The 25,435-nt window shown below is 71.3% G+C and carries 20 protein-coding genes; 19 read left to right on the top strand and 1 reads right to left on the bottom strand.

Features of this window, described 5'->3' with window-relative positions; translation table 11 throughout:
- Positions 1 to 2: 2 nt before the first annotated feature.
- The 14 genes from ACIOC0_RS26580 to ACIOC0_RS26515 all read left to right on the top strand — a co-directional run bounded on the left by ACIOC0_RS26580 (position 3) and on the right by ACIOC0_RS26515 (position 16,303).
- Positions 3 to 1,961, top strand: coding sequence for a peptidoglycan D,D-transpeptidase FtsI family protein (locus ACIOC0_RS26580; RefSeq protein ID WP_402158083.1), 1,959 nt, complete (start codon positions 3 to 5; stop codon positions 1,959 to 1,961).
- Positions 1,962 to 2,130: 169 nt separating this feature from the next.
- Positions 2,131 to 3,651, top strand: a complete 1,521-nt coding sequence (locus ACIOC0_RS26575) for a UDP-N-acetylmuramoyl-L-alanyl-D-glutamate--2,6-diaminopimelate ligase (RefSeq protein ID WP_402158082.1) — start codon at positions 2,131 to 2,133, stop codon at positions 3,649 to 3,651.
- Positions 3,652 to 3,655: 4 nt separating this feature from the next.
- Positions 3,656 to 5,071: a UDP-N-acetylmuramoyl-tripeptide--D-alanyl-D-alanine ligase gene (gene murF, locus ACIOC0_RS26570; RefSeq protein WP_402158080.1), complete on the top strand. Its 1,416-nt coding sequence runs from the start codon at positions 3,656 to 3,658 to the stop codon at positions 5,069 to 5,071.
- Entirely contained in the window at positions 5,068 to 6,141 is a 1,074-nt protein-coding gene (gene mraY, locus ACIOC0_RS26565) for a phospho-N-acetylmuramoyl-pentapeptide-transferase (RefSeq protein WP_130437212.1), read from the top strand. Before murF ends, mraY begins: the two co-directional genes overlap by 4 nt.
- On the top strand, positions 6,123 to 7,550 hold the full coding sequence (murD, locus tag ACIOC0_RS26560) for a UDP-N-acetylmuramoyl-L-alanine--D-glutamate ligase (protein ID WP_402158078.1): 1,428 nt from the start codon (positions 6,123 to 6,125) through the stop codon (positions 7,548 to 7,550). The genes mraY and murD overlap by 19 nt, the downstream gene beginning before the upstream one ends.
- Before the next feature lie 72 nt (positions 7,551 to 7,622).
- Positions 7,623 to 8,987, top strand: coding sequence for a putative lipid II flippase FtsW (gene ftsW, locus ACIOC0_RS26555; RefSeq protein ID WP_402158077.1), 1,365 nt, complete (start codon positions 7,623 to 7,625; stop codon positions 8,985 to 8,987).
- A 6-nt stretch (positions 8,988 to 8,993) separates the two neighbouring features.
- Positions 8,994 to 10,079: an undecaprenyldiphospho-muramoylpentapeptide beta-N-acetylglucosaminyltransferase gene (gene murG, locus ACIOC0_RS26550; protein WP_402158075.1), complete on the top strand. Its 1,086-nt coding sequence runs from the start codon at positions 8,994 to 8,996 to the stop codon at positions 10,077 to 10,079.
- An 82-nt stretch (positions 10,080 to 10,161) separates the two neighbouring features.
- On the top strand, positions 10,162 to 10,956 hold the full coding sequence (locus ACIOC0_RS26545; protein ID WP_402158074.1) for a cell division protein FtsQ/DivIB: 795 nt from the start codon (positions 10,162 to 10,164) through the stop codon (positions 10,954 to 10,956).
- A gap of 288 nt (positions 10,957 to 11,244) precedes the next feature.
- Positions 11,245 to 12,462 carry a cell division protein FtsZ gene (gene ftsZ / locus ACIOC0_RS26540; RefSeq protein WP_351093194.1) on the top strand — a complete coding sequence of 406 codons (1,218 nt, stop codon included), beginning with the start codon at positions 11,245 to 11,247 and terminating at the stop codon, positions 12,460 to 12,462.
- Positions 12,459 to 13,187 (top strand): peptidoglycan editing factor PgeF, encoded by a 729-nt coding sequence (pgeF, locus tag ACIOC0_RS26535; RefSeq protein WP_402158072.1) that lies wholly within the window; start codon positions 12,459 to 12,461, stop codon positions 13,185 to 13,187. The genes ftsZ and pgeF overlap by 4 nt, the downstream gene beginning before the upstream one ends.
- Positions 13,188 to 13,193: 6 nt before the next feature.
- Entirely contained in the window at positions 13,194 to 13,928 is a 735-nt protein-coding gene (locus tag ACIOC0_RS26530; protein WP_402158071.1) for a YggS family pyridoxal phosphate-dependent enzyme, read from the top strand.
- Positions 13,929 to 14,056: 128 nt separating this feature from the next.
- Positions 14,057 to 14,698: a cell division protein SepF gene (locus ACIOC0_RS26525; RefSeq protein ID WP_130437220.1), complete on the top strand. Its 642-nt coding sequence runs from the start codon at positions 14,057 to 14,059 to the stop codon at positions 14,696 to 14,698.
- Between the two features lie 63 nt (positions 14,699 to 14,761).
- Entirely contained in the window at positions 14,762 to 15,046 is a 285-nt protein-coding gene (locus tag ACIOC0_RS26520; RefSeq protein WP_130437221.1) for a YggT family protein, read from the top strand.
- 54 nt (positions 15,047 to 15,100) lie between these two features.
- On the top strand, positions 15,101 to 16,303 hold the full coding sequence (locus ACIOC0_RS26515) for a DivIVA domain-containing protein (protein WP_402158070.1): 1,203 nt from the start codon (positions 15,101 to 15,103) through the stop codon (positions 16,301 to 16,303).
- Positions 16,304 to 16,486: 183 nt separating this feature from the next.
- Here ACIOC0_RS26515 and ileS read toward each other — a convergent pair whose 3' ends face one another.
- The gene (gene ileS, locus ACIOC0_RS26510) at positions 16,487 to 19,630 is read right to left on the bottom strand and encodes an isoleucine--tRNA ligase (protein WP_402158068.1); all 3,144 of its coding nucleotides are present in this window, start codon (positions 19,628 to 19,630) and stop codon (positions 16,487 to 16,489) included.
- A 603-nt stretch (positions 19,631 to 20,233) separates the two neighbouring features.
- On the opposite strand from ileS, the gene ACIOC0_RS26505 reads away from it, so the two are divergent.
- The 5 genes from ACIOC0_RS26505 (at position 20,234) to ACIOC0_RS26485 (ending at position 25,429) form a co-directional block, all read left to right on the top strand.
- Positions 20,234 to 21,499 carry a TraR/DksA family transcriptional regulator gene (locus tag ACIOC0_RS26505; RefSeq protein ID WP_402158066.1) on the top strand — a complete coding sequence of 422 codons (1,266 nt, stop codon included), beginning with the start codon at positions 20,234 to 20,236 and terminating at the stop codon, positions 21,497 to 21,499.
- A gap of 67 nt (positions 21,500 to 21,566) precedes the next feature.
- Positions 21,567 to 22,214 (top strand): signal peptidase II, encoded by a 648-nt coding sequence (lspA, locus tag ACIOC0_RS26500; protein WP_402158064.1) that lies wholly within the window; start codon positions 21,567 to 21,569, stop codon positions 22,212 to 22,214.
- A gap of 97 nt (positions 22,215 to 22,311) precedes the next feature.
- Positions 22,312 to 23,256, top strand: a complete 945-nt coding sequence (locus ACIOC0_RS26495) for an RluA family pseudouridine synthase (RefSeq protein ID WP_130437226.1) — start codon at positions 22,312 to 22,314, stop codon at positions 23,254 to 23,256.
- Positions 23,253 to 23,729, top strand: coding sequence for a GNAT family N-acetyltransferase (locus tag ACIOC0_RS26490; protein ID WP_402158062.1), 477 nt, complete (start codon positions 23,253 to 23,255; stop codon positions 23,727 to 23,729). Before ACIOC0_RS26495 ends, ACIOC0_RS26490 begins: the two co-directional genes overlap by 4 nt.
- 113 nt (positions 23,730 to 23,842) lie before the next feature.
- Entirely contained in the window at positions 23,843 to 25,429 is a 1,587-nt protein-coding gene (locus tag ACIOC0_RS26485) for a Na+/H+ antiporter (RefSeq protein WP_402158061.1), read from the top strand.
- Positions 25,430 to 25,435 lie beyond the last annotated feature (6 nt).

Here is a 25,435-nt window from a genome sequence, read left to right as displayed (position 1 = left end):
AAGTGTCCGACAGGGAACCGCCGCGCCGGCGCGTGCCCGGCCCCGCCCGGCCCGCCCGCCCCGCGGCCGGGACACGGCGCCCCGGCCCCGGCGCCCGCCCCGCCCGCCGCCCGGCGGCGTCCCGTCCGGCGGCGCGCGTCATCCGGCTCGGCAGCCCCCGCCCCCGTCTGCGCATGGTCGGCCTCGCCCTCACCCTCGTGATGGCCGCCTTCGTCGTCCGGCTGCTCCAGGTGCAGGCCGTCGACGCGAGCACCTACGCCGCCAAGGCGGAGCGCAACCGGTACGTCGGCCAGGTGCTGACCGCCGAGCGGGGCGAGATCACCGACCGCTCCGGCGTCGCCCTCGCCACCAGCGAGGACGCCTACGACATCACCGCCGACCCGACGATGTTCGCCCGCGACCAGCTGAAGATCGACGACGGTCCCGAGCGGGCGGCCGCCCTCCTCGCGCCGATCCTCGGCCAGGAGCAGCCGGACCTGGTGAAGAAGCTGCGGCCCGAGGACCCCGACGTGCGCTACACCAAGCTGGCCGGGCGCCAGACCCCGCAGGTGTGGAAGCAGATCAAGGACCTGAAGTCCGCGCTCGCCACGAAGTCGGACACCGACCGCTCCACCGTCAACGTCCTAGCCGGCGTCTTCTCCGTGCCCAGCAACAAGCGCGTGTACCCCAACGGCGGCCTCGCCGCCGGGATACTGGGCTGGGTCAATGCCGAGGGCAAGGGCGGCGGAGGCGTCGAACAGCAGCTGAACGCCCTGCTCTCCGGCAAGGACGGAAAGATCCGCTACGCCCAGTCCGGCGGCCGCCAGGTGCCCACCGCGGGCTCCACCGAGACGCCCGCCGTGCCCGGCTCCGACGTCGAGCTGACGATCGACCGCGACATCCAGTGGGCCGCGCAGAACGCCATCACCGAGCAGGTGGAGAAGTCCCGGGCGGACCGCGGCTACGTCATCGTCCAGGACACCCGCACCGGCGAGATCCTCGCCATGGCCAACTCGCCCGGCTTCGACCCCAACGACCTGTCCGACGCCCGGCCCGAGGCCCTCGGCAACGCGGCCGTCCAGGACGCCTTCGAGCCCGGGTCGACCGCCAAGGTGATGTCGATGGCGGCCGTCCTGGAGGAGAACGCGGCCACGCCGCTCACCCACGTCACCGTGCCCAACCGGCTGCACCGCGGCGACCGGCTCTTCCAGGACGACATCGACCACCCCACCTGGTACCTCACGCTCAACGGCGTGCTCGCCAAGTCCAGCAACATCGGCACCATCCTGGCCACCGGCCAGCTCGGCAGGACGCAGGCCGAGGCCAACAAGGTCCTCCACTCCTACCTGCGCGAGTTCGGCATCGGCCGCGCCACCGGGCTCGGCTTCCCCGGCGAGACGCGGGGCATCCTCGCGGCGCCCGGCGCCTGGTCGACCTCGCAGCAGTACACGATCCCTTTCGGCCAGGGCATGTCCGTCAACGCGCTTCAGGCGGCCTCCGTCTACTCGACCATCGCCAACGGCGGCGTCCGCGTCCAGCCGAGCCTCGTACGCGGCACCAAGGGGCCCGACGGGCGCTTCACCCCGGCCGACGCCCCGCAGAAGAAGCGCGTGGTGAGCCAGAAGACGGCCAGGGCCCTCGCCCAGATGCTGGAGTCGGTCGTGGACGACGAGGAGGGCACCGGCGCCAAGGCGCGCATTCCCGGCTACCGCGTGGCGGGCAAGACCGGCACAGCCAACCGCGTGGATCCGGCCACCGGCAAGTACCGCGGCTACACCTCGTCGTTCGCCGGATTCGCCCCCGCCGACGCCCCCCGCGTCACGGTGTACTGCGCCATCCAGAACGCCACCCAGGGAAGCTACTTCGGCGGTCAGATCTGCGGCCCCGTCTTCAAGCAGGTCATGGAGTTCTCCCTGAAATCCCTCCAGATCCCGCCCACCGGGGCGAAGCCCGCGAAGCTGCCCGTCTCCTTCTCCCCGTGAACTACACAGCCAGGAACCGCCCGTGACCATGATCACTCCCGACCCGGGGAACAGCGCTTCGCGCCGGCCCCCGTCCGAGCCCTCACTTCGCTCCCGGGCGGGTGCGCCCGGTACGCTCACCGCCGTGCCACACGCTGATCAGTCCCAAACCGCCCAGAAAGGCGCTTCCGTGACCTATCCGGGACCGCCGCGACCGGTTCACAGCTCCGCGACACCCCTCGCGCGGCTCGCCGATCAGCTGGGCGCCGAACAGCCGGGCGACCCCGCCGAGGTCACGGGCATCACCCACGACTCGCGCGCCGTCCGCCCGGGCGACCTGTACGCCGCCCTCCCGGGGGCCCGCCTGCACGGCGCCGACTTCGTCACCCAGGCCGCCGGCCTCGGCGCCGTCGCCGTGCTGACCGACCCGACCGGAGCCGAGCGCTCCGCCGCGACCGGCCTGCCGGTCCTGGTCGTCGACGACCCGCGCGGGGCGATGGGCGAGCTGGCGGCCACCATCTACGGCCACCCGGGCCGCGACCTGCTCCAGATCGGCATCACCGGCACCTCCGGCAAGACCACCACCGCCTACCTCGTGGAGGGCGGCCTGCGGACCGCCCGCGCCACCGGGCTGATCGGCACCGTCGAGATGCGCATCGGCGACGAGCGCATCAAGTCCGAGCGCACCACCCCCGAGGCCACCGACCTGCAGGCCCTGTTCGCCGTCATGCGCGAGCGCGGCGTCGAGGCGGTCGCCATGGAGGTCTCCAGCCACGCGCTGGTCCTCGGCCGGGTCGACGGCTGCGTCTTCGACATCGCCGTCTTCAACAACCTCAGCCCGGAGCACATGGAGTTCCACTCCGGCATGGAGGACTACTTCCAGGCCAAGGCGAGCCTCTTCACCCCCGAGCGCAGCAAGCTCGGCGTGGTCAACTTCGACGACGAGTACGGCCGCCGCCTGACCCGCGAGGCCACCGTCCCGGTCGTCACCTTCTCCGCCGAGGGCCACCCCGACGCCGACTGGCGCGCCGTGGACGTCCAGGTCGGCCCGCTGGACTCGACGTTCACCGTCGTCGGCCCCGACGGGCGCCGCGTCGCCGCCAGGTCGCCGCTCGCCGGCCCGTTCAACGTGGCCAACGCCCTCGCCGCGATCGTCGCCCTCGCCGCCGCCGGATTCGACCCGCAGACCGCCGCCGACGGCGTCGCCGCCGTACCGGGCGTGCCGGGCCGGCTGGAGCGCGTGGACGCCGGCCAGCCCTACCTCGCGGTCGTCGACTACGCGCACAAGACGGACGCCGTCGAGTCGGTCCTCAGGGCGCTGCGCAAGGTCACCAAGGGCCGGCTGCACGTCGTGCTCGGCTGCGGCGGCGACCGCGACGTCACCAAGCGCGGCCCGATGGGCGCCGCCGTCGCCCGGCTCGCCGACACCGCCCTGCTGACCTCCGACAACCCCCGCTCCGAGGACCCCCTCGCGATCCTGGCGACCATGCTCCAGGGAGCGGCGTCCGTGCCCTCCCACGAGCGCGGCGAGGTGCAGCTCTTCGAGGACCGGGCCGCCGCGATCGCCGCGGCCGTCGGCCGCGCCCAGGCCGGGGACACCGTGCTGGTCGCGGGCAAGGGCCACGAACAGGGCCAGGACATCGCCGGCGTGATCCGTCCCTTCGACGACCGCCAGGTGCTTCGCGAAGCTATCCAGAAGACCCAGGGATGAACTTGTGATCGCCCTCTCCCTCGCCGAGATCGCCGAAGTCGTCGGCGGGCAGACGCACGACATACCGGATCCGTCCGTCCAGGTCACCGGACCCGTCGTCCGGGACTCCCGTGAGGCCGGCCCCGGCAGCCTCTTCGTCGCCTTCGTCGGTGAACGCGCCGACGGCCACGACTACGCGCGCGCGGTCGTCGAGGCGGGCGCGGCAGCCGTCCTGGCGTCGCGCCCCGTCGGCGTGCCCGCGATCGTCGTGGACGACGTCCAGGCGGCGCTCGGCGCCCTCGCCCGGCACGTCGTGCGCGAGCTCGGCACGACCCTCGTCGCCCTCACCGGCTCGGCGGGCAAGACCAGCACCAAGGACCTGATCGCCCAGGTGCTCCAGCGCAAGGCGCCCACCGTGTGGACGCCCGGCTCGCTCAACAACGAGATCGGGCTGCCGCTCACCGCGCTCAGCGCCACCGAGGAGACCCGTTTCCTGGTGCTGGAGATGGGCGCCCGCGGCATCGGCCACATCCGCTACCTCACCGGTCTGACGCCGCCGAAAATCGGACTCGTCCTGAACGTCGGCTCCGCCCACATCGGCGAGTTCGGCGGCCGCGAGCAGATCGCGCAGGCGAAGGGCGAACTCGTCGAGAGCCTCCCGCCGGCCGAAGAGGGCGGCACCGCCATCCTCAACGCGGACGACCCCTTGGTCCGGGCCATGGCCTCCCGAACGAAGGCGAAGGTGATCCTTTTCGGAGAGTCCGGCGAAGCGGACGTACGCGCCGAGAACGTGCGACTCACGGACAGCGGACAGCCCGCCTTCAGCCTTCACACACCCTCCGGGTGCAGCGATGTGACCATGCGCCTGTACGGTGAGCATCACGTGTCGAACGCGCTCGCCGCGGCCGCCGTCGCCCATGAGCTGGGCATGTCCGCGGAAGAGATCGCCACCGCGCTCTCCGAGGCGGGCTCCCTCTCCCGCTGGCGGATGGAGGTCACCGAGCGCCCGGACGGCGTGACGATCGTCAACGACGCCTACAACGCGAACCCCGAGTCCATGCGTGCCGCACTGCGCGCGCTGGCCGCCATCGGCAGGGGTCGGCGGACCTGGGCGGTGCTCGGCAAGATGGCCGAGCTCGGGGACGAGGCGCTCGCCGAGCACGACGCGGTCGGACGGCTCGCCGTCCGGCTCAACGTCAGCAAGCTCGTCGCGGTCGGGGGCAGGGAAGCCGCCTGGCTGCAACTGGGCGCATATAACGAGGGTTCGTGGGGTGAGGAGTCGGTGCACGTGTCCGACGCACAGGCGGCGGTCGACCTGTTGCGCAGCGAGTTGCGCCCGGGAGACGTCGTACTCGTGAAGGCGTCCCGTTCGGTCGGTCTGGAGAGCGTCGCGCAGGCGCTGCTCGACACCGGTGCCGAGGGTGAGGTCGCGGCCCGATGATGAAGCAGATCCTGTTCGCGGGAGTCATCGGCCTCTTCCTGACCCTGGTCGGCACACCGCTGCTGATCAAGCTGCTCGCGCGCAAGGGTTACGGCCAGTACATCCGCGACGACGGCCCGCGTGAGCACGCCAGCAAGCGCGGTACGCCGACCATGGGCGGCATCGCCTTCATCCTGGCGACGGTCGCCGCGTACTTCCTGTCCAAGCTGATCACGGGCAAACCGCCGACCTACACCGGCCTGCTGGTGCTGGGCCTGATGTGCGGCATGGGCCTGGTCGGCTTCCTCGACGACTACATCAAGATCGTCAAGAGGCGCTCGCTCGGTCTGCGGGCCAAGGCGAAGATGGCCGGCCAGCTGATCGTCGGCATCGGCTTCGCGGTGCTCTCGTTGCAGTTCGCCGACTCCCGCGGCAACACCCCGGCCTCCACCAAGCTGTCGTTCATCACCGACTTCGGCTGGTCGATCGGCCCGGTGCTGTTCGTCGTCTGGGCGCTGTTCATGATCCTCGCGATGTCCAACGGCGTGAACCTGACGGACGGTCTGGACGGCCTCGCCACCGGCGCCTCGGTCCTCGTCTTCGGCGCCTACACCTTCATCGGCGTCTGGCAGTACCAGGAGTCCTGCGCCAACGGCGAGACCCTGACCAACCCCAACGCCTGTTACGAGGTGCGCGATCCGCTGGACCTCGCGGTCATCTCCGCCGCGCTGATGGGCGCCTGCCTCGGCTTCCTGTGGTGGAACACCTCGCCCGCCAAGATCTTCATGGGCGACACCGGTTCGCTCGCGCTCGGCGGCGTCCTCACCGGCCTCGCCATCTGCTCCCGCACCGAGCTGCTGGTGGCCATCATGGGCGGCCTGTTCGTCCTCATCACCATGTCGGTGGTCATCCAGGTCGGCTCGTTCCGCCTCACCGGCAAGCGCGTCTTCCGGATGGCGCCGCTCCAGCACCACTTCGAACTCAAGGGCTGGTCCGAAGTCCTTGTCGTGGTCCGCTTCTGGATCATCCAGGGCATCTGCGTCATCGTCGGACTCGGCCTCTTCTACGCGGGATGGGCAGCGGACAAGTGACCGACTGGCAGGGCAAGAACGTCACCGTGGCCGGGCTCGGCGTGTCCGGCGTCCCGGCGGCCAAGGTGCTGCACGGGCTCGGCGCGAGGGTCACCGTCGTCAACGACGGCGACGACCCGCGCGCGCGGGCCCAGGCCGCCGAACTCCAGGCACTCGGCGTCACCGTGCGCCTCGGTGACGGGACGACCCTGCCCGAGGGCACCGAACTGATCGTCACCGCGCCCGGCTGGCAGCCCGACAAGCCGCTGTTCACCGCGGCTCGCGAGGCCGGGGTACCGGTGTGGGGCGACGTCGAACTCGCCTGGCGGCTGCGGGAGCTGGAAGGCCGCAAGCCCGCCCCCTGGCTCTGCGTCACCGGCACCAACGGCAAGACCACCACCACGCAGATGCTCGCCTCCATCCTCAAGGCGGCGGGCCTGCGCGCGGCGGCCGTCGGCAACATCGGCGTCTCCCTGCTGGACGCGGTCCTCGGCGAGGAGCCGTACGACGTCCTCGCCGTGGAGCTCTCCAGCTACCAGTTGCACTGGGCGCCGTCCCTGCGGGCCCACTCCGCCACCGTGTTGAACCTCGCCCCCGACCACCTCGACTGGCACGGCTCCATGGAGGCGTACGCCAGGGACAAGGGGCGCATCTACGAGGGCAATCGGGTCGCCTGCGTCTACAACGTCGCCGACAAGGCCACCGAGGACCTGGTGCGCGAGGCCGACGTCGAGGAGGGCTGCCGGGCCGTCGGCTTCACCCTCGGCACACCGGCCCCCTCCCAACTCGGCGTCGTGGACGGCATCCTGGTCGACCGCGCCTTCGTCGAGAACCGGCAGAAGAACGCCCAGGAGCTCGCCGAGGTCTCCGACGTCAACCCGCCGGTCCCGCACAACGTCGCCAACGCCCTCGCCGCGGCGGCCCTCGCACGCGCCTTCGGGGTGCCCCCGCAGGCCGTCCGGGACGGCCTGCGGGCCTTCGTCCCGGACGCCCACCGCATGGCCCACGTGGCCGACGTGGACGGCGTCTCCTACGTCGACGACTCCAAGGCCACCAACACCCACGCCACTGAAGCCTCGTTGGCGGCCTACGAGTCGATCGTCTGGGTCGCCGGCGGACTGGCGAAGGGCGCCACCTTCGACGAACTGGTCGCCAATTCGGCGAAGCGGTTGCGCGGCGCCGTCCTCATCGGCGCCGATCGGGAGCTGATCCGGGACGCCCTCGCGCGACACGCCCCGGAAGTACCCGTCGTCGACCTCGACCGGACCGACACTGGGGCGATGCTCCAGGCCGTCCAGGAGGCGAAGCGGCTGGCGCGGCCCGGCGACACGGTGCTGCTCGCCCCGGCCTGCGCCTCCATGGACATGTTCGCCAACTACAACCAGCGCGGCGACGCGTTCGCGGAGGCCGTTCGCGAACTCGGCGCGTGACCCGGCCGCCGCCGGGCGGACCTTGGGAGGGACGCGTGGGACCGTCGAGGTTCACGTTCAGCGGAGGCCGCGGTGCCCGGTAGCCGTACCGGGCGTCCGCCCGTCCAGCGCGCCGTCCGCAGGCCCGCCGCCTCCCCGCCGCGGCCGGAGAACCCCGTGCTGCGGCTGTGCACCCGCGCGCGCAAGGCCTGGGACCGGCCGCTGACCGCCTACTACCTGATCCTCGGCGGCAGCCTGCTGATCACCGTGCTCGGTCTGGTGATGGTCTACTCGGCCTCGCAGATCAAGGCGTTGCAGATGTCGCTGCCGGGCTCGTTCTTCTTCCGCAAGCAGTTCCTCGCCGCCGCCATCGGCGGGGGGCTGCTGCTGATCGCCTCCCGGATGCCGGTGAAGCTGCACCGGGCGCTGGCCTACCCGATCCTCGCCGGCGCCGTCTTCCTGATGGTCCTGGTCCAGATCCCGGGCATAGGGATGGCGGTCAACGGCAACCAGAACTGGATCTCGCTCGGCGGCTCCTTCCAGATCCAGCCCAGCGAGTTCGGCAAGCTCGCCCTGGTGCTGTGGGGCGCGGACCTGCTCGCCCGCAAACACGACCGGAAGCTGCTGACCCAGTGGAAGCACATGCTGGTGCCGCTGGTGCCGGTCGCGTTCATGCTGCTCGGACTGATCATGCTCGGCGGGGACATGGGCACGGCGATCATCCTCACGGCGGTCCTGTTCGGCCTGCTGTGGCTGGCGGGCGCGCCCACCCGGCTCTTCGTCGGGGTGCTGTCCGTCGCGGCGGTGATCGGCGTGATCCTGATCCGGACCAGCGACAACCGCATGGCCCGCCTCCAGTGCCTGGGCGCCACCGAGCCGCAGGCGGGCAAGGTCGACTGCTGGCAGGCCGTGCACGGGATCTATGCGCTCGCCTCCGGCGGGATCTTCGGCTCCGGTCTCGGGGCGAGTGTGGAGAAATGGGGGCAACTCCCCGAAGCCCACACGGACTTCATCTTCGCCGTCACCGGTGAGGAACTGGGCCTGGCGGGGACGCTGTCGGTGCTCGCCCTGTTCGCGGCTCTAGGCTATGCGGGTATCCGCGTGGCCGGACGCACGGAGGACCCCTTCGTGAGGTACGCCGCGGGAGGTGTGACCACCTGGATCACCGCGCAGGCGGTGGTCAACATCGGTGCGGTGCTCGGTCTGCTGCCGATCGCCGGAGTCCCCCTCCCGCTGTTCTCCTACGGAGGGTCCGCCCTGCTGCCGACCATGTTCGCCATCGGGCTGCTGATCGCCTTCGCACGCGACGAGCCCGCTGCGCGGGCAGCGCTTGCGATGCGGCCTCCCCGCTTTGGTAGAAAACGGGGAGCCGGGGGTCCTGCTTCCCTGTGGGGGCCCCGGAGATGGAACACGATGCGACGGCGTGCCTCGGCGGCGCGTTCGTCCGGAGAGCGGTGAATTTCGGTGCATGTCGTACTCGCCGGTGGGGGGACCGCCGGCCACATCGAGCCCGCGCTCGCCCTCGCGGACGCCCTGCGCAGGCAGGACCCGACCGTGGGGATCACAGCCCTGGGCACGGAGCGCGGCCTGGAGACCACGCTCGTCCCCCAGCGGGGCTACGAGCTGGCGCTGATCCCCGCCGTCCCGCTGCCGCGCAAGCCCACCCCCGAGCTGATCACCGTCCCGGGCCGGCTGCGCGGCACGATCAAGGCGACCGAGCAGATCCTGGAGCGCACCAAGGCGGACGTCGTCGTCGGCTTCGGCGGCTACGTCGCCCTGCCCGGCTATCTCGCCGCCAAGCGCCTGGGCGTGCCGATCGTCATCCACGAGGCCAACGCCCGCCCCGGACTGGCCAACAAGATCGGCTCCCGGTACGCCGCCCGCGTGGCCGTCTCCACGCCCGACAGCAAGCTCCGCGACGCCCGCTACATCGGCATCCCGCTGCGGCGCTCCATCGCCACCCTGGACCGGGCCGCGGCGCGCCCGGAGGCCCGCCACATGTTCGGCCTCGACCCCAACCTGCCGACGCTGCTCGTCTCCGGCGGCTCGCAGGGCGCCCGCCGGCTCAACGAGGTGATCCAGCAGGTCGCGCCGTGGCTCCAGCAGGCCGGCATCCAGATCCTGCACGCGGTCGGTCCGAAGAACGAACTGCCCCACGTCCAGCAGATGCCGGGAATGCCCCCCTACATCCCGGTACCGTATCTGGACCGGATGGATCTCGCCTACGCCGCGGCCGACATGATGCTCTGCCGCGCGGGCGCGATGACCGTCGCCGAACTCTCCGCCGTCGGACTCCCGGCCGCCTACGTCCCGCTGCCCATCGGCAACGGTGAGCAGCGGCTGAACGCCCAGCCGGTGGTCAAGGCGGGCGGCGGACTGCTCGTCGACGACGCGGAACTCACCCCGGAATGGATCCGGGAGAGGGTCCTGCCCGTGCTCGCCGACCCGCACCGGCTGTACGAGATGTCCCGTGCCGCCGGCGAGTTCGGCCGCCGGGACGCGGACGAGCTGCTCGTCCGCATGGTGTACGAGGCGATCGCCTCGCGCTGAGACCCGTAACGGACAGGCGGGTGAGCCGAGGGGCGCCGGCCGGGGCGCCCCGGCCGGCGCCCCGGCACGGAAAGGAGCGCGCGTGGCCAGAGCCGCCACCGCCGAACGCGGTGCACGCCCGCAGGAGCCGTCCGGCCCTCCCCTCCTCCGGAGGCTGGGCCCACGCCGACTTCGTACGATCATCATCATCGCGGTGGTGTCGGTACTCCTCGGGGCGGGCGCCGTCTGGGCGTTGTACGGCTCGCGGTGGCTGCGGGTGGAGCACGTCTCGGTCGTCGGCACACAGGTGCTGACGCCGGACCAGGTGCGCGAGGCCGCCGCCGTCCCGGTCGGCTCGCCCCTGGTCTCCGTCGACACCGGCGCGATCGAGGCGCGCCTGCGTGCCGAGTTGCCCCGGATCGACTCGGTGGACGTGGTCCGTTCCTGGCCGCATGGAATCGGCTTGAAAGTGACCGAACGCAAGCCCGTCCTGCTGGTTCGAAAAGGGCGGAATTTCGTGGAAGTGGACGATGACGGCGTCCGGTTCGCCACGGTTTCCGAGGCGCCCGCAGGTGTCCCGCTGCTGAAATTGGAAGCGTTTTCCTCCGGTTCGGCCGCCGCGAGCCTGCGCCGCTTCGGCGAGGCGCGTCTGGTCCGCGAGGCGGTCCGGGCCGCGGGGGCGCTTCCGGCCGCCGTCGCGCGGGACGCCCGGCTGGTCAAGGTCCGTTCCTACGACGACATCTCGCTGGACCTGAGCGGTGGCCGTACGGTCGCCTGGGGGAGCGCCGAGAAGGGCGCCGCGAAGGCCCGTACGCTCACCGCGCTCATGAAAGCCTCCCCGGAGGCACGGCACTTCGACGTCAGCGTCCCCACGGCCCCGGCGTCATCAGCGAGTTGACGCACATCAGCGCAGGCCAGCACCCTGGTTGGGCACCGCTATGGCTGATCACATAGGGTGAAAAGAAAAACGGGAGGTTCGGCGTGTTCGTTGAACGGGCGCCACTTGTCGACTTAGTGTCCTGTTCAGAAGACTCCAAGGAACAGACACACTGGTAACCCTAAACTTCAGGGTTAGGGTTCGGGTCGGCGAAACGGACCGTCCCATTCGGCATCAGTCGCCGGAGCGCGGAGCGCTGAGCGCCCCCGCGGACCGACGACACGTAACTCGAGGCGAGAGGCCTTCGACGTGGCAGCACCGCAGAACTACCTCGCAGTCATCAAAGTCATCGGTGTCGGCGGCGGTGGTGTCAATGCCATCAACCGGATGATCGAGGTCGGTCTCAAGGGCGTCGAGTTCATCGCCATCAACACCGACGCGCAGGCGCTGTTGATGAGCGACGCCGACGTCAAGCTCGACGTCGGCCGCGAACTCACCCGCGGACTCGGCGCCGGAGCCAACCCGGCCGTCGGCCGCAAGGCCGCCGAGGACCACCGCGAGGAGATCGAGGAGGTCCTCAAGGGGGCCGACATGGTCTTCGTGACGGCCGGTGAAGGCGGCGGCACCGGCACCGGCGGCGCGCCCGTCGTGGCCAACATCGCGCGCTCCCTGGGCGCCCTCACCATCGGCGTGGTCACCCGCCCGTTCACCTTCGAGGGACGGCGCCGCGCCAACCAGGCCGAGGACGGCATCGCCGAACTCCGCGAAGAGGTCGACACCCTCATCGTCATCCCCAACGACCGGCTGCTGTCGATCTCGGACCGCCAGGTCTCGGTCCTCGACGCCTTCAAGTCGGCGGACCAGGTCCTGCTCTCCGGCGTCCAGGGCATCACCGACCTCATCACCACGCCCGGTCTGATCAACCTCGACTTCGCCGACGTCAAGTCGGTCATGTCGGAGGCCGGATCGGCCCTCATGGGCATCGGCTCGGCCCGCGGCGACGACCGCGCGGTGGCCGCCGCCGAGATGGCGATCTCCTCGCCGCTCCTGGAGGCCTCCATCGACGGCGCCCGGGGCGTGCTCCTCTCCATCTCCGGCGGCTCCGACCTCGGCCTGTTCGAGATCAACGAGGCCGCCCAGCTGGTCAGCGAGGCCGCGCACCCCGAGGCCAACATCATCTTCGGCGCGGTCATCGACGACGCGCTCGGCGACGAGGTCCGGGTCACCGTGATCGCGGCCGGCTTCGACGGGGGGCAGCCCCCGGCCCGCCGTGACACCGTCATCGGCTCCACGTCGTCGTCGGGTTCGGCCTCCGCCGCGCCCGGCCGCCGGGAGGAGCCGGCTCCGGCGCGGCAGCCGGAGAGCCGCCCGAGCTTCGGCTCGCTCGGCAGCGTCACCCCCAAGGAGGACCCGGAGCCGGCTCCCGAGCCGGTGGCCGAGATCCCGGTCGCCCCGCCGGTCCCGTCCTCGCGGACCTACACCGACAGCGCGGCCGAGGAGCTGGACGTACCGGACTTCCTGAAGTGATAGGACGGCGCGAGAGCGCGAGCGGCGCGCATTTCGCCTTCACCGACCGGTGGGGCGGGGTGAGCGCCGTTCCCTATGAGCAGCTCAACCTCGGCGGCGGGGTCGGCGACGACCCCGGCGCCGTGCGCACCAACCGGGAACTCGCCGCGAAGTCGCTCGGGCTCGACCCGGAGTACGTCGTCTGGATGAATCAGGTGCACGGCGTCGGAGTCGCCCGGGCCGACGGACCCGCGGGCGACGGCCCCCTCCCCGAGGTGGACGCGCTCGTCACCGCCCGCCGCGGCCTCGCCCTCGCCGTCCTCACCGCCGACTGCACGCCCGTCCTGCTCGCCGACCCGGTCGCGGGGATCGCCGCCGCGGCCCACGCCGGCAGGCCCGGCATGGTCGCCGGGATCGTCCCGGCCACTGTGCGGGCCATGGTGGAACTCGGCGCCGAACCCGCCCGGATCGTCGCCCGCACCGGACCCGCCGTGTGCGGCCGGTGCTACGAGGTGCCGGCGGCGATGCGCGCCGAGGTGGCCGCCGTCGAGCCGGCGGCGTACGCCGAAACGAGCTGGGGCACGCCGGCGGTCGACGTGACCGCCGGGGTGCACGCGCAGCTCGCGCGCCTCGGGGTGCGCGACCGGGAGCAGTCGCCGGTGTGCACGCGCGAGTCGCAGGATCACTTCTCGTACCGCCGCGACCGCACCACGGGGCGACTCGCGGGATATGTCTGGCTGGACTGATAGGGCATGACGGAGCGTAGGGACGAACTCGCCGGGAATCTGGCGAAGGTGGAGGAGCGCATCGCCGCCGCGTGCGCGGCTGCCGGGCGCCGGCGGGAGGAGGTGACCCTGATCGTGGTCACCAAGACCTACCCGGCCGACGACGTGCGGATCCTGTCGGAGCTCGGCGTGCGCCACGTCGCCGAGAACCGCGACCAGGACGCGGCGCCGAAGGCCGCGGCTTGCTCGGATCTGCCCCTTTCCTGGCACTTCGTGGGCCAGTTGCAGACCAACAAGGTGCGTTCGGTGGTCGGTTACGCCGATGTCGTGCAGTCCGTCGACCGCGTCAAGCTGGTGACGGCCCTGTCGAAGGAAGCCGTACGGGCCGGGCGCGAGGTGGGCTGCCTCATCCAGGTCGCCCTCGACGCGCCGGAGCGCCCGGCCGGTTCGGGCGGTGTCGGCGAGCGGGGCGGCGTGTCGCCCGGCTCGGTGAAGGAGTTGGCCGCCGCCGTCGCGGCCGCGGAAGGGCTGCGGCTCGACGGACTGATGACCGTCGCACCCCTGACCGGCGAGTACGCCGGTCGTCAAAGGGCGGCGTTCCAGCGGTTGATGGATTTGTCGACCGACCTGCGCCGGACCCATCCGGCTGCGAACATGGTTTCCGCAGGGATGAGTGCGGATCTGGAGGAAGCCGTGGCGGCCGGGGCGACACATGTACGCGTCGGCACTGCGGTACTCGGAGTACGCGCGAGGCTCGGGTAACGTCGCCAGAAAGTCGGACCACAGCAGAAAATATGGTCATTACCGCTTGACAGCGGGCGTAAGGACCACGTGGATCGCGGGACTTGGCAGTCGTCAGCCGATCCACCACAGAGCGGAGGACTCAGAGAATGGCCGGCGCGATGCGCAAGATGGCGGTCTACCTCGGCCTCGTGGAGGACGATGGGTACGACGGCCGGGGCTTCGACCCCGACGACGACTTCGAACCCGAGCTCGACCCGGAGCCCGAGCGCGATCACCGGCGGCACGAGCCGCCGCACCAGGCACATGTCGCACATCAGTCCCAAAGGGACGAAGAGGTGCGTATCGTCCAACCGCCCGCGCCACGCGAGCCGGTGGCGCGGGCCGCTTCGCTCCCCGCGGAATCCGGTCGCCCCGCGCGCATCGCACCCGTGGCATCCATCACACAAGAACGCCAGTCCCTGGAGAAGAACGCACCGGTGATCATGCCCAAGGTCGTGTCGGAACGAGAGCCGTACCGGATCACCACGCTGCATCCACGGACGTACAACGAGGCCCGTACCATCGGGGAACACTTCCGTGAGGGCACTCCGGTGATCATGAATCTGACTGAGATGGATGACACAGACGCAAAGCGACTTGTCGACTTTGCGGCCGGTTTGGTGTTTGGTCTTCACGGCAGCATCGAGCGGGTGACGCAGAAGGTGTTCCTGTTGTCGCCTGCTAACGTCGATGTCACGGCGGAGGACAAGGCCCGCATCGCAGAGGGCGGGTTCTTCAACCAGAGCTGAGAGACTTGGCCGGAAACAGCAGTACGAGTGAGCGTGTGAGCAGGGGAGAGGGAAGCACCGAACATGAGCGTGGTCCTGGATGTCGTCTACATCGCGCTGATGGTCTTCCTCATCGTGCTCATCTTCCGACTGGTCATGGACTACGTCTTCCAGTTCGCCCGCTCATGGCAACCCGGCAAGGCGATGGTGGTCGTTCTGGAGGCCACCTACACTGTCACCGATCCACCGCTCAAGCTTCTGCGGCGGGTCATCCCGCCGCTGCGTCTCGGGGGCGTGGCGCTCGACCTGTCCTTCTTCGTACTGATGATCATCGTTTACATCTTGATCTCGATCGTGAGCGGGCTGTGAGTCGATGTGAACTACCGTCTTGCCGAATGCCGACGACTACGTTGAGGTGAAGAGATGCCGTTGACCCCCGAGGACGTGCGGAACAAGCAGTTCACGACCGTCCGCCTCCGAGAAGGCTATGACGAGGACGAGGTCGATGCCTTCCTCGACGAGGTCGAAGCCGAACTGACCCGTCTGCTCCGCGAGAACGAGGACCTGCGCGCCAAGCTGGCCGCGGCCACGCGCGCTGCTGCCCAGAACCAGCAGAACATGCGCAAGCCCCCGGAGCCGCAGGACGGCCAGCAGCAGGGCATGCCGCCGCAACAGCAGCAGGGCATGCCCCCGCAGGGCATGCGAGGTCCCGGCGCTCCGGTGCCCGCCGGCATATCGGGCCCGCCGCAGCAGCAGATGGGTGGCCCCATGGGTGGCCCGCCCCAGCTGCCGAGCGGTGCCCCGCAGCTGCCCGCCGGCCCCGGCGGCGGTCAGGGCGGTCCTCAGGGTCAGGGACCGATGGGCCAGGGCCCGATGGGTCAGGGTCCGATGGGTCAGGGTCCGATGGGTCAAGGCCCCATGGGCCAGGGCCCGATGGGCGGTCAGCCCCCCATGCAGCAGCAGATGGGTGGTCCGATGGGCGGCCCCATGGGCGGTCCGATGGGCGGCCCCGGTCAGGGAGGCCCCGGTGGCGACAGCGCCGCCCGAGTCCTCTCGCTGGCCCAGCAGACCGCCGACCAGGCGATCGCGGAGGCCCGTTCCGAGGCCAACAAGATCGTCGGCGAGGCGCGTTCGCGCGCCGAGGGTCTTGAGCGTGACGCCCGGGCCAAGGCCGACGCCCTGGAGCGGGACGCGCAGGAGAAGCACCGCGTCGCGATGGGCTCCCTGGAGTCCGCTCGCGCCACGCTGGAGCGCAAGGTCGAGGACCTGCGCGGCTTCGAGCGCGAGTACCGTACGCGCCTGAAGTCGTACCTGGAGTCCCAGCTGCGCCAGTTGGAAACGCAGGCCGACGACTCCCTCGCCCCGCCGCGCACGCCGGCCACGGCATCCCTGCCGCCGTCCCCGGCGCCTTCCATGGCTCCGGCCGGCGCCGGCGCCCCGTCCTACGGCGGCGGCAACCAGGGCATGGGCGGCCCGAGCCCCGCTGGTCCGTCCTACGGCGGCCAGCAGCAGATGTCTCCCGCCATGACCCAGCCGATGGCGCCGGTACGACCGCAGGGTCCCTCCCCGATGGGGCAGGCTCCCTCGCCGATGCGCGGCTTCCTCATCGACGAGGACGACAACTGACGGCCAGTAGTACGCCTTAGGCGTCGGCGGCGTTCAAAGGGCGGGGCCCCGGATTCCGATCCGGGGCCCCGCCCTTTTACGCGCATTGCGCACGGGAACCGACGTGATCGGTACCGACAGGGGGACGCACAACGGCGGCTGCCCGGTACCGGACAGCCGCCGTTGACCTGCTCGGCGCGAGCGCTACACCTTGCGGAGGCGGAACGTCAGCGTCAGGGCCTCGTCGCTGAACGGAGCGCCGTAGCTGTCGTCGGCGTCACCCTGGGCGAAGTCCGTCGCGAGGACCTCGTCGGCGATCAGACCGGCGTGGTCGTTCAGCGCCTCGACGGTCGCCGGGTCCGTCGCGGTCCAGCGGAGCGCGATGCGGTCGGCGACGTCGAGACCGCTGTTCTTGCGGCTCTCCTGGATCAGGCGGATCGCGTCACGGGCCAGACCGGCACGCCGCAGCTCCTCGGTGATCTCCAGGTCGAGGGCGACCGTCGCACCGGAGTCGGACGCCACCGACCAGCCCTCGCGCGGCGTCTCCGTGATGATCACCTCGTCCGGGCCGAGCGTGATCGTCTCGCCGTCGACCTCCACCGACGCGGTGCCCTCGCGCAACGCCAGGGAGAGCGCGGCCGCGTCGGCGCCGGCGACGGCCTTGGCGACGTCCTGGACGCGCTTGCCGAACCGCTTGCCCAGCGCGCGGAAGTTGGCCTTGGCGGTCGTGTCGACCAGGCTGCCTCCCACCTCGGACAGCGACGCGAGCGACTCGACGTTCAGCTCCTCCGTGATCTGCGAGCGCAGCTCGGGCGAGAGGGCGTCGAAGCCGGCCGCGGCGATCAGGGCGCGGCGCAGCGGCTGGCGGGTCTTGACGCCCGACTCCGCGCGCGTGGCGCGGCCCAGCTCCACCAGACGGCGGATGAGCGCCATCTGCCGGGACAGCTCCGGGTCGATCGCGGACAGGTCCGCCTCCGGCCAGGAGGACAGATGCACCGACTCCGGGGCGCCGGGCGTGACGGGCGCGACCAGGTCCTGCCAGACCCGCTCGGTGATGAACGGGGTCAGCGGGGCCATCAGCTTGGTGACCGTCTCCACGACCTCGTGCAGCGTGCGCAGCGCGGACTTGTCGCCCTGCCAGAAGCGGCGGCGCGAGCGGCGCACGTACCAGTTGGACAGGTCGTCGACGAACGCGGAGAGCAGCTTGCCGGCGCGCTGGGTGTCGTAGGCCTCCAGGGACTGCGTCACCTGGTCGGTGAGCGCGTGGAGTTCGGACAGCAGCCAGCGGTCGAGGACGGGCCGCTCGGCGGGCGCCGGGTCGGCCTCGGAGGGGGACCAGCCGGACGTGCGCGCGTACAGGGCCTGGAAGGCGACCGTGTTCCAGTACGTCAGGAGCGTCTTGCGGACGACCTCCTGGATCGTGCCGTGTCCCACGCGGCGGGCCGCCCAGGGCGAGCCGCCGGCCGCCATGAACCAGCGCACCGCGTCCGCGCCGTGCTGGTCCATGAGCGGGATCGGCTGCAGGATGTTGCCCAGGTGCTTGGACATCTTGCGGCCGTCCTCGGCGAGGATGTGGCCGAGGCAGACGACGTTCTCGTAACTGGACTTGTCGAAGACCAGCGTGCCGACCGCCATCAGCGTGTAGAACCAGCCGCGGGTCTGGTCGATGGCCTCGGAGATGAACTGCGCCGGGTAGCGGCTCTCGAACAGCTCCTTGTTCTTGTACGGGTAGCCCCACTGCGCGAACGGCATCGAGCCCGAGTCGTACCAGGCGTCGATGACCTCCGGCACGCGCGTGGCGGTCTTCCCGCAGCCCTCCTGCGGGCAGCCGAAGGTGACCGCGTCGATGAACGGGCGGTGCGGGTCCAGCGCGGACTGGTCGGAGCCGGTGAGCTCGCTGAGCTCCGCGCGCGAGCCGACGCAGGTGAGGTGGTCGTCCTCGCAGCGCCAGATCGGCAGCGGGGTGCCCCAGTAGCGGCTGCGGGACAGCGCCCAGTCGATGTTGTTGTTCAGCCAGTCGCCGAACCGGCCGTGCTTGACCGACTCGGGGAACCAGTTGGTCTTCTCGTTCTCCTGGAGGAGACGGTCCTTGACGGCGGTGGTGCGGATGTACCAGGACGGCTGCGCGTAGTAGAGCAGCGCGGTGTGGCAGCGCCAGCAGTGCGGGTAGCTGTGCTCGTACGGGATGTGCTTGAACAGCAGGCCGCGCTGCTGGAGGTCCTCGGTGAGCCGTTCGTCGGCCTTCTTGAAGAAGACGCCGCCGACCATGGGGACGTCCGGCGCGAAGGTGCCGTCGGGGAGGACGGGGTTGACCACGGGCAGGCCGTAGGAGCGGCAGACCTTGAGGTCGTCCTCACCGAAGGCGGGGGACTGGTGGACCAGACCGGTGCCGTCCTCGGTGGTCACGTACTCGGCGTTGACGACGAAGTGCGCCTCGGCCGGGAACTCCACCAGCTCGAAGGGACGTTGATAGGTCCAGCGCTCCATTTCGGCGCCGGTGAAGGTCTGCCCGGTGGTCTCCCAGCCCTCGCCGAGCGCCTTGGCGAGCAGCGGCTCGGCGACGACGAGCTTCTCCTCGCCGTCGGTCGCGACGACGTAGGTGACCTCGGGGTGCGCGGCCACGGCCGTGTTGGAGACCAGCGTCCAGGGGGTCGTCGTCCACACCAGGAGGGCGGCCTCGCCGGCGAGCGGACCGGAGGTGAGCGGGAAACGGACGTACACGGACGGGTCGACGACCGTCTCGTAGCCCTGCGCCAGCTCGTGGTCGGACAGGCCGGTGCCGCAGCGCGGACACCAGGGGGCGACGCGGTGGTCCTGGACCAGCAGGCCCTTGCCGAAGATCTCCTTCAGCGACCACCAGACCGACTCGATGTACTCGGGGTCCATCGTGACGTACGCGTCGTCGAGGTCGACCCAGTAGCCCATGCGGGTCGTCAGCTCGGCGAAGGCGTCGGTGTGGCGGAGCACGGACTCACGGCACTTGGCGTTGAAGTCGGCGATGCCGTACGCCTCGATGTCCTTCTTGCCGCTGAAGCCGAGTTCCTTCTCGACCGCCAGCTCCACCGGGAGGCCGTGGCAGTCCCAGCCGGCCTTGCGGGCCACGTGGTAGCCGCGCATGGTGCGGAAGCGGGGGAAGACGTCCTTGAAGACGCGGGCCTCGATGTGGTGGGCGCCCGGCATGCCGTTGGCGGTGGGCGGGCCCTCGTAGAACACCCACTCGGGGCGGCCCTCGGACTGCTCCAGGCTCTTGGCGAAGATCTTCTGCTCGCGCCAGAAGTCGAGCACGGCGTGCTCGAGAGCGGGCAGGTCGACCTGGGCGGGCACCTGGCGGTACTGCGGCGTTGTCATCGGCGAGCTTCCTCCGGCGGACGTACTGCCTTCCGTCGGAGGGACGAGAGCCTTCTTGCCTGTCTACGCCGTGTGCGGCGCGCTCCCGCGGTACCACCCTCCTTGGCTCTCCGGTGCGTCCTGCACGCCGGTGAGCCCCCTCATTGGGGTCGCGATGCCGGTTCTACTCGCCTGCGGCTGTCGCCCGTGGCTTTCTTCCGGCGGCTCCGGGGTGATGTTCACGTCGCGCTCGCCCCCGGGCTTCCACCGTCCCCGGGTCGCTCTGGGCTGCGTACGCCGCTACTCGTCCCCATCCACGCTTTTCGCTCCGCCCAGTGTACGGCGCGCCGCGGACGGCGGCAGACCGGTTTTCCGGGACGGTGGACGAGGCGCGGGAGCGTGTCCGGTATGACCCGAATGGAGCGGTGCGCGGGTTCGGGTCCCGGGACGGCGAACTGGGCGGATTACCTCGCGGGGAGTTGGGCACAACGCATGCAGGTTCGCCGCGCGGCATGCGCGAGGCGGGCGAATCGGGCGGTGCGCCCCGTTGCCGCGGGACCCAAGTCGATTTATCGTCCCAGCACGATTCGCGCGCAAGATCACAATATGTGAAGGGGCCGCGGCATGGTGGCGAAGAAGACCGCCGTACGGCAGTCGGCGTCCGGGGACGCCTCTGGCGGTGTGGCCGGAAACGACGCGCGAGGTGGCGGTGCCGCGCGCGCTGCCAAGGGGGCGAGGAAGGCGACCGGGGGCGGCAAGGCGGCCGAGGGGGCGGGGAGGAGCGGGGCGGGGGTTGCGGGCTCCGCCGGGGGGAAGAAGGCAGCGAGGTCGGGCAAGGCGACGGCAGGTGGCAGGACCTCGGCCGGGGGAGCGGCGAAGGTCAAGGCGACGGACGGTGGAGCGGCTGCCGAGAAGGCGGCGGCCTCGGGGGCGGTGCGGAAGACAGCGGTGAAGAAAGCGACGCGAGCGGGGCCGGCCGCCGGCGTGGAGACGGCCCTGGACACGGCCGCGGAGTCGGCCGTAAGGGCGACGCCGGACGCGCAGAAGAAGGCGGCGGCCACGAAGCGGACGCCGGTGGCGAAGAAGACGGCGGCTGCGAAGAAGGCGGTGGCCGCCGAGGAGACGGCGGTCGCCGAGAAGGCGGCGGTGAAGGCGAGTGCCCGGAAGGCGGAGAAGGCGACGCGGGCGAAGGCCTCCCCGGCCGGGGCGGAGGCCGCGACCGGGAGCGCCGCGCGGGCGGAGGGCGCGCCCCGCGCTGCCGCCGGCCGTCGGGCCGGGAGCCGCGGGGGAACGGGGCGGGGTGGTGACGGCGGCGCCGTCGCGGAGGGGGACGGCAAGCAGGGCGCCGTCAGGAAGAGCAGGGCCAACAAGGCGGGCGCGGCCTCGGCCGCGGAGCAGACGGGAGCCACGACAGTGGTTGCGAAGAAGACTCCTGGCACGGCCACGGCGGCGAAGAACGCCGTCCCCAAGGCACGGCCCGCCGCGGCCGAGGCCGGCGACCTGGCGGTACGCCCCGGTGAGGAGCCGTGGACCCCCGAAGAGGTCGAGGAGGCCCGCGCCGAACTGCAGTCCGAGTTCGACCGGCTGCGCACGGAGCTCGTCTCCTCCGAGGCGGCCCTCGCGGGTCTCATGCGGGACTCCGGGGACGGCGCCGGCGACGACCAGGCGGACACCGGCACCAAGAACATCACGCGCGAGCACGAACTGGCGCTCGCCGCCAACGCGCGCGAGATGATGATCCAGACCGAGCACGCCCTGGAGCGGCTGGACGCCGGCACCTACGGCCTGTGCGAGAACTGCGGAAAGCCCATCGGCAAGGCCAGGATGCAGGCCTTCCCGCGGGCCACGCTGTGCGTGGAGTGCAAGCAGAAGCAGGAGCGTCGGTACTGATCGCCTGGCTGCCCGGGGGCGTGCCGTACCCTCGTCCTCAGTCAGGTACCTAGGTTGAGGGACTCACGTGGCAGAGGCGGAGCGCATCATCGGTACGCCGGGCACCCCGGAAGCGGCGGGGGGCGAGCCGGAGCGGCCCGACGCGAGCGTCGGGGGCGCAGGCACGCCGGTTCCGGGCGAGGCGTCCGGCCCGGAGGGGGCGGGCGAGGACTCCGCCGGGCGGCCCCGCGGCAGGCGCCGGATCGCCGTGCTGTTCGGGGTCGCCGCGTTCGCGTACGCCCTCGACCTGATCAGCAAGATGATCGTCGTCGCCAAGCTGGAGCACCACGAGCCGATCGAGATCATCGGGGACTGGCTGCGCTTCGAGGCTATCCGCAACGCGGGCGCCGCCTTCGGCTTCGGCGAGGCCTTCACCGTGATCTTCACGGTGATCGCGGCGGCGGTCATCGTGGTGATCGCCCGGCTCGCTCGCAAGCTGTACAGCCTGCCCTGGGCGATCGCGCTCGGCCTGCTGCTCGGCGGTGCGCTCGGCAACCTCACCGACCGGATCTTCCGCGCGCCGGGCGTCTTCGAGGGCGCGGTGGTGGACTTCATCGCCCCGAAGCACTTCGCGGTCTTCAACCTCGCCGACTCGGCGATCGTGTGCGGCGGCATCCTGATCGTGCTGCTGTCGTTCAAGGGCCTCGACCCGGACGGCACCGTCCACAAGGACTGACGGGCTCCCGCGCATGAGCGCGCGGTGAGTCGTCCCGGCCACCGGGTTGTCCACAGGCCCGTGCGGGGCGGTCGCGCCCGTCCGGCATACTCGACGGGTGAGCACGCTTCCCGATATCCGTACCCTGCCCGTGCCCGACGGCCTGGAGGGCGAGCGCGTCGACGCCGCCATCTCCCGCATGTTCGGCTTCTCCCGCACCAAGGCGGCCGAGCTCGCCGCCGCGGGGAAGGTCACGGTCGACGGGTCAGTGGTCGGGAAGTCCGAGCGGGTGCACGGCGGCGCCTGGCTGGAGGTCGAGATGCCCCAGGCGCCCGCGCCGGTGCAGGTCGTCGCCGAGCCGGTCGAGGGCATGGAGATCGTCCATGACGACGACGACGTGGTCGTGATCGTCAAGCCCGTGGGCGTGGCCGCGCACCCGTCGCCCGGCTGGACCGGGCCGACCGTCATCGGCGGGCTCGCCGCCGCCGGGTACCGCATCTCCACCTCGGGCGCCGCCGAGCGCCAGGGCATCGTGCACCGCCTCGACGTGGGCACGTCGGGGCTGATGGTGGTCGCCAAGTCGGAGTACGCGTACACGTCGCTGAAGCGCCAGTTCAAGGAGCGCACGGTCGACAAGCGGTACCACACGCTGGTCCAGGGCCACCCCGACCCGACCAGCGGAACCATCGACGCGCCCATCGGCCGGCACCCCAACCACGACTACAAGTGGGCGGTCACCGCCGACGGCAAGCCGTCCGTCACCCACTACGACCTCATCGAGGCCTTCCGCGCGGCCTCCCTGCTGGACGTGAAGCTGGAGACGGGCCGCACGCACCAGATCCGCGTCCACATGTCCGCCCACCGCCACCCGTGCGTGGGCGACCTGACGTACGGCGCCGACCCGACGCTCGCCAAGCGGCTGCGGCTGACCCGGCAGTGGCTGCACGCGGTGCGGCTGGGCTTCGAGCACCCCGGTGACGGCCGCTGGGCCGAGTTCTCCTGCGGCTACCCCGACGACCTTCAGCAGGCCCTCGACCAGGTCCGCGAGGAGACCTACGGATGAGGGGCACGCCCGCGTACTCGGTGCGCGTCGCCGAGGACCCCGCCGACCGGGAGGCGTGCTTCGCGCTGCGCAAGGAGGTCTTCGTCGGCGAGCAGGGCGTCCCCGAGGACATCGAGTACGACGCCCACGACGCCGGCGCGGTGCATGTGCTGGCGGTCCGTGAGGACGGTGTGCCGCTGGGGACCGGCCGGCTGCTGCACGGGGCGGCGGCCGCGGCGAAGACCGCCGGCGGCGGCCCGTCGGTGGGCTCGCTGGGGCGGCTCGCCGTCTCCCGGGAGGCGCGCGGGCTCGGCGTCGGCGCCGCGCTGGTGCGGGGCATCGAGGAGGCGGCTCGCGCACGCGGGCTGACCGCGGTGGACCTGCACGCGCAGACGCACGCGCTGGGGTTCTACGAACGGCTCGGATACCGGGCGTACGGGCCGGAGTTCCCGGACGCGGGGATACCGCACCGGGCGATGCGACGGGAGTTGTAACCACCGACAGGGGTGTCGCGGCGTCGAAACGGGCAAGGCGGTGACAAGCGGGGCGAGCGTGACAGGCTGGAGCCCTGGTTGTTCGTGATTTTCTAGACCGCCGGAGCCTGACCGTGGACCAGCTGGCCCTGCTGTTCGTCCTTCTGCTCGGGGCCGTGGTGAGCGTCCCGCTCGGAGACCGGTGGGGGCTGCCCGCGCCGGTCCTGATGACGTTGCTCGGGATCGTCCTCGCGGTCCTGGACTTCGTGCCCAACGTGAACGTCCCGCCCGGTCTGATCCTGCCGCTGCTGTTGCCGCCCCTGCTCTACGCGGCGGTGCGGCGGACCTCCTGGCGGCAGTTCACGGCGAACAAACGGCCGATCTTCCTGCTCGCCGTCGCGCTGGTCTTCGTCACGATGGCGTGTGTCGCCACCGTGGCCCACGCGATCGTGCCGGGGCTGCCGCTCGCCGCCGCCTTCGCCCTCGGGGCACTGGTCGCGCCGCCCGACCCGGTCGCCGCCACCGCCGTGGCCGGACAGCTCGGGCTGCCGCGCCGGCTGGTGTCCATCCTGGAGGGCGAGGGGCTCTTCAACGACGTCACGGCCATCGTGCTGTACCACGTGGCGATCACGGCCGTCGTCAGCGGGACCTTCTCGCCGTGGAAGGCGGGGCTGGACCTGGTGCTGTCCGCCGTGGTGGCGGTGGCGGTGGGCGTCGCGCTCGGGTGGGGCGCGAACAAGCTGCTGGACCTGCTCGGGGACGCCACCCTGCAGATCGGGCTGACGCTCCTCGTGCCCTACGCCTCCTACGTGATGGCGGAGGAGTTCCACGGCTCCGGGGTGCTCGCGGTGCTCACCACCGCGCTGTTCCTCGCCGAGTACGCCACCGATCCCGACGACGTGATGACCCGGCTGGCCGGGCACACCTTCTGGGACATCGTCGACACCCTGGTCACCGGTGTCGCCTTCGGGCTGATCGGGCTGGAGCTGCACAACGCGATCCGCACGGCGTCCGGGCGGTGGGGCGAGATGCTGGGGTGGGCGGCGGCCGTGCTGGTCGTCGTCGTGCTGGTCCGGTTGCTGTGGCTGCTGCCGGCCACCTGGGTCACCCAGCGGATGCACGCCAAACGGGATTACGACGAGGACATCCCGATGACCTGGCGGGAGACCGTCGTCATGTGGTGGGCCGGGATGCGAGGGGTGGCCTCGGTGGCGCTGGCGCTCGCCATCCCGCTGAAGACGGATGCGGGGGCGGCCTTCCCCCAACGGGACGAGATCGTGTTCATCGCGTTCGGCGTGATCATGGGGACGCTGGTGCTCCAGGGGCTGACGCTGCCGTGGCTGGTACGGCGGCTCGGGGTGCAGGCCGACACCGACCGGGAGAAGGAGTTCGAGAAGCAGCTCGCGGTGCGCGCGGCGAAGGCGGCGAAGCGCAGGCTGCGCGAGATCGAGGCGGAGGAGGAACTGCCGGAGGAGCTGTCGGAGCAGATGGTCCGGCGGGCCTTCGACATCGGACTGCGGATCAGTCCGGACATGGGGGAGGACGAGCGGCGCGAGGGGCACGAGCACCGGGTGCGGCGGCTGAAGCGGGTGCGCCGGATCCAGGGGGAGATGCTCAGCGCGGCCCGGCACGAGGTGGTCGCCGCGCGCAGCGAACCGGGGGCGGACCCGGAGATCGTGGACCGCGTGCTCCGGCATCTCGACGTGCGCAGTCTGAAGTGACCTCCG

It is taken from the genome of Streptomyces sp. NPDC088254 (genome assembly GCF_044740925.1).
In the GTDB taxonomy this organism is placed as follows: domain Bacteria; phylum Actinomycetota; class Actinomycetes; order Streptomycetales; family Streptomycetaceae; genus Streptomyces.
This window is presented reverse-complemented; position numbering and strand designations above follow the sequence as displayed.

Coding starts and splice junctions, on each gene's coding strand:
- ACIOC0_RS26525 (WP_130437220.1), top strand. CDS start 14,057: ATGGCCGGCGCGATGCGCAAGATGGCGGTCTACCTCGGCCTCGTGGAG.
- ACIOC0_RS26530 (WP_402158071.1), top strand. CDS start 13,194: ATGACGGAGCGTAGGGACGAACTCGCCGGGAATCTGGCGAAGGTGGAG.
- ileS (WP_402158068.1), bottom strand. CDS start 19,630: ATGACAACGCCGCAGTACCGCCAGGTGCCCGCCCAGGTCGACCTGCCC.
- murD (WP_402158078.1), top strand. CDS start 6,123: ATGGGCAGCGGACAAGTGACCGACTGGCAGGGCAAGAACGTCACCGTG.
- mraY (WP_130437212.1), top strand. CDS start 5,068: ATGATGAAGCAGATCCTGTTCGCGGGAGTCATCGGCCTCTTCCTGACC.
- ACIOC0_RS26490 (WP_402158062.1), top strand. CDS start 23,253: ATGAGGGGCACGCCCGCGTACTCGGTGCGCGTCGCCGAGGACCCCGCC.
- ACIOC0_RS26520 (WP_130437221.1), top strand. CDS start 14,762: ATGAGCGTGGTCCTGGATGTCGTCTACATCGCGCTGATGGTCTTCCTC.
- ACIOC0_RS26515 (WP_402158070.1), top strand. CDS start 15,101: ATGCCGTTGACCCCCGAGGACGTGCGGAACAAGCAGTTCACGACCGTC.
- ACIOC0_RS26505 (WP_402158066.1), top strand. CDS start 20,234: ATGGTGGCGAAGAAGACCGCCGTACGGCAGTCGGCGTCCGGGGACGCC.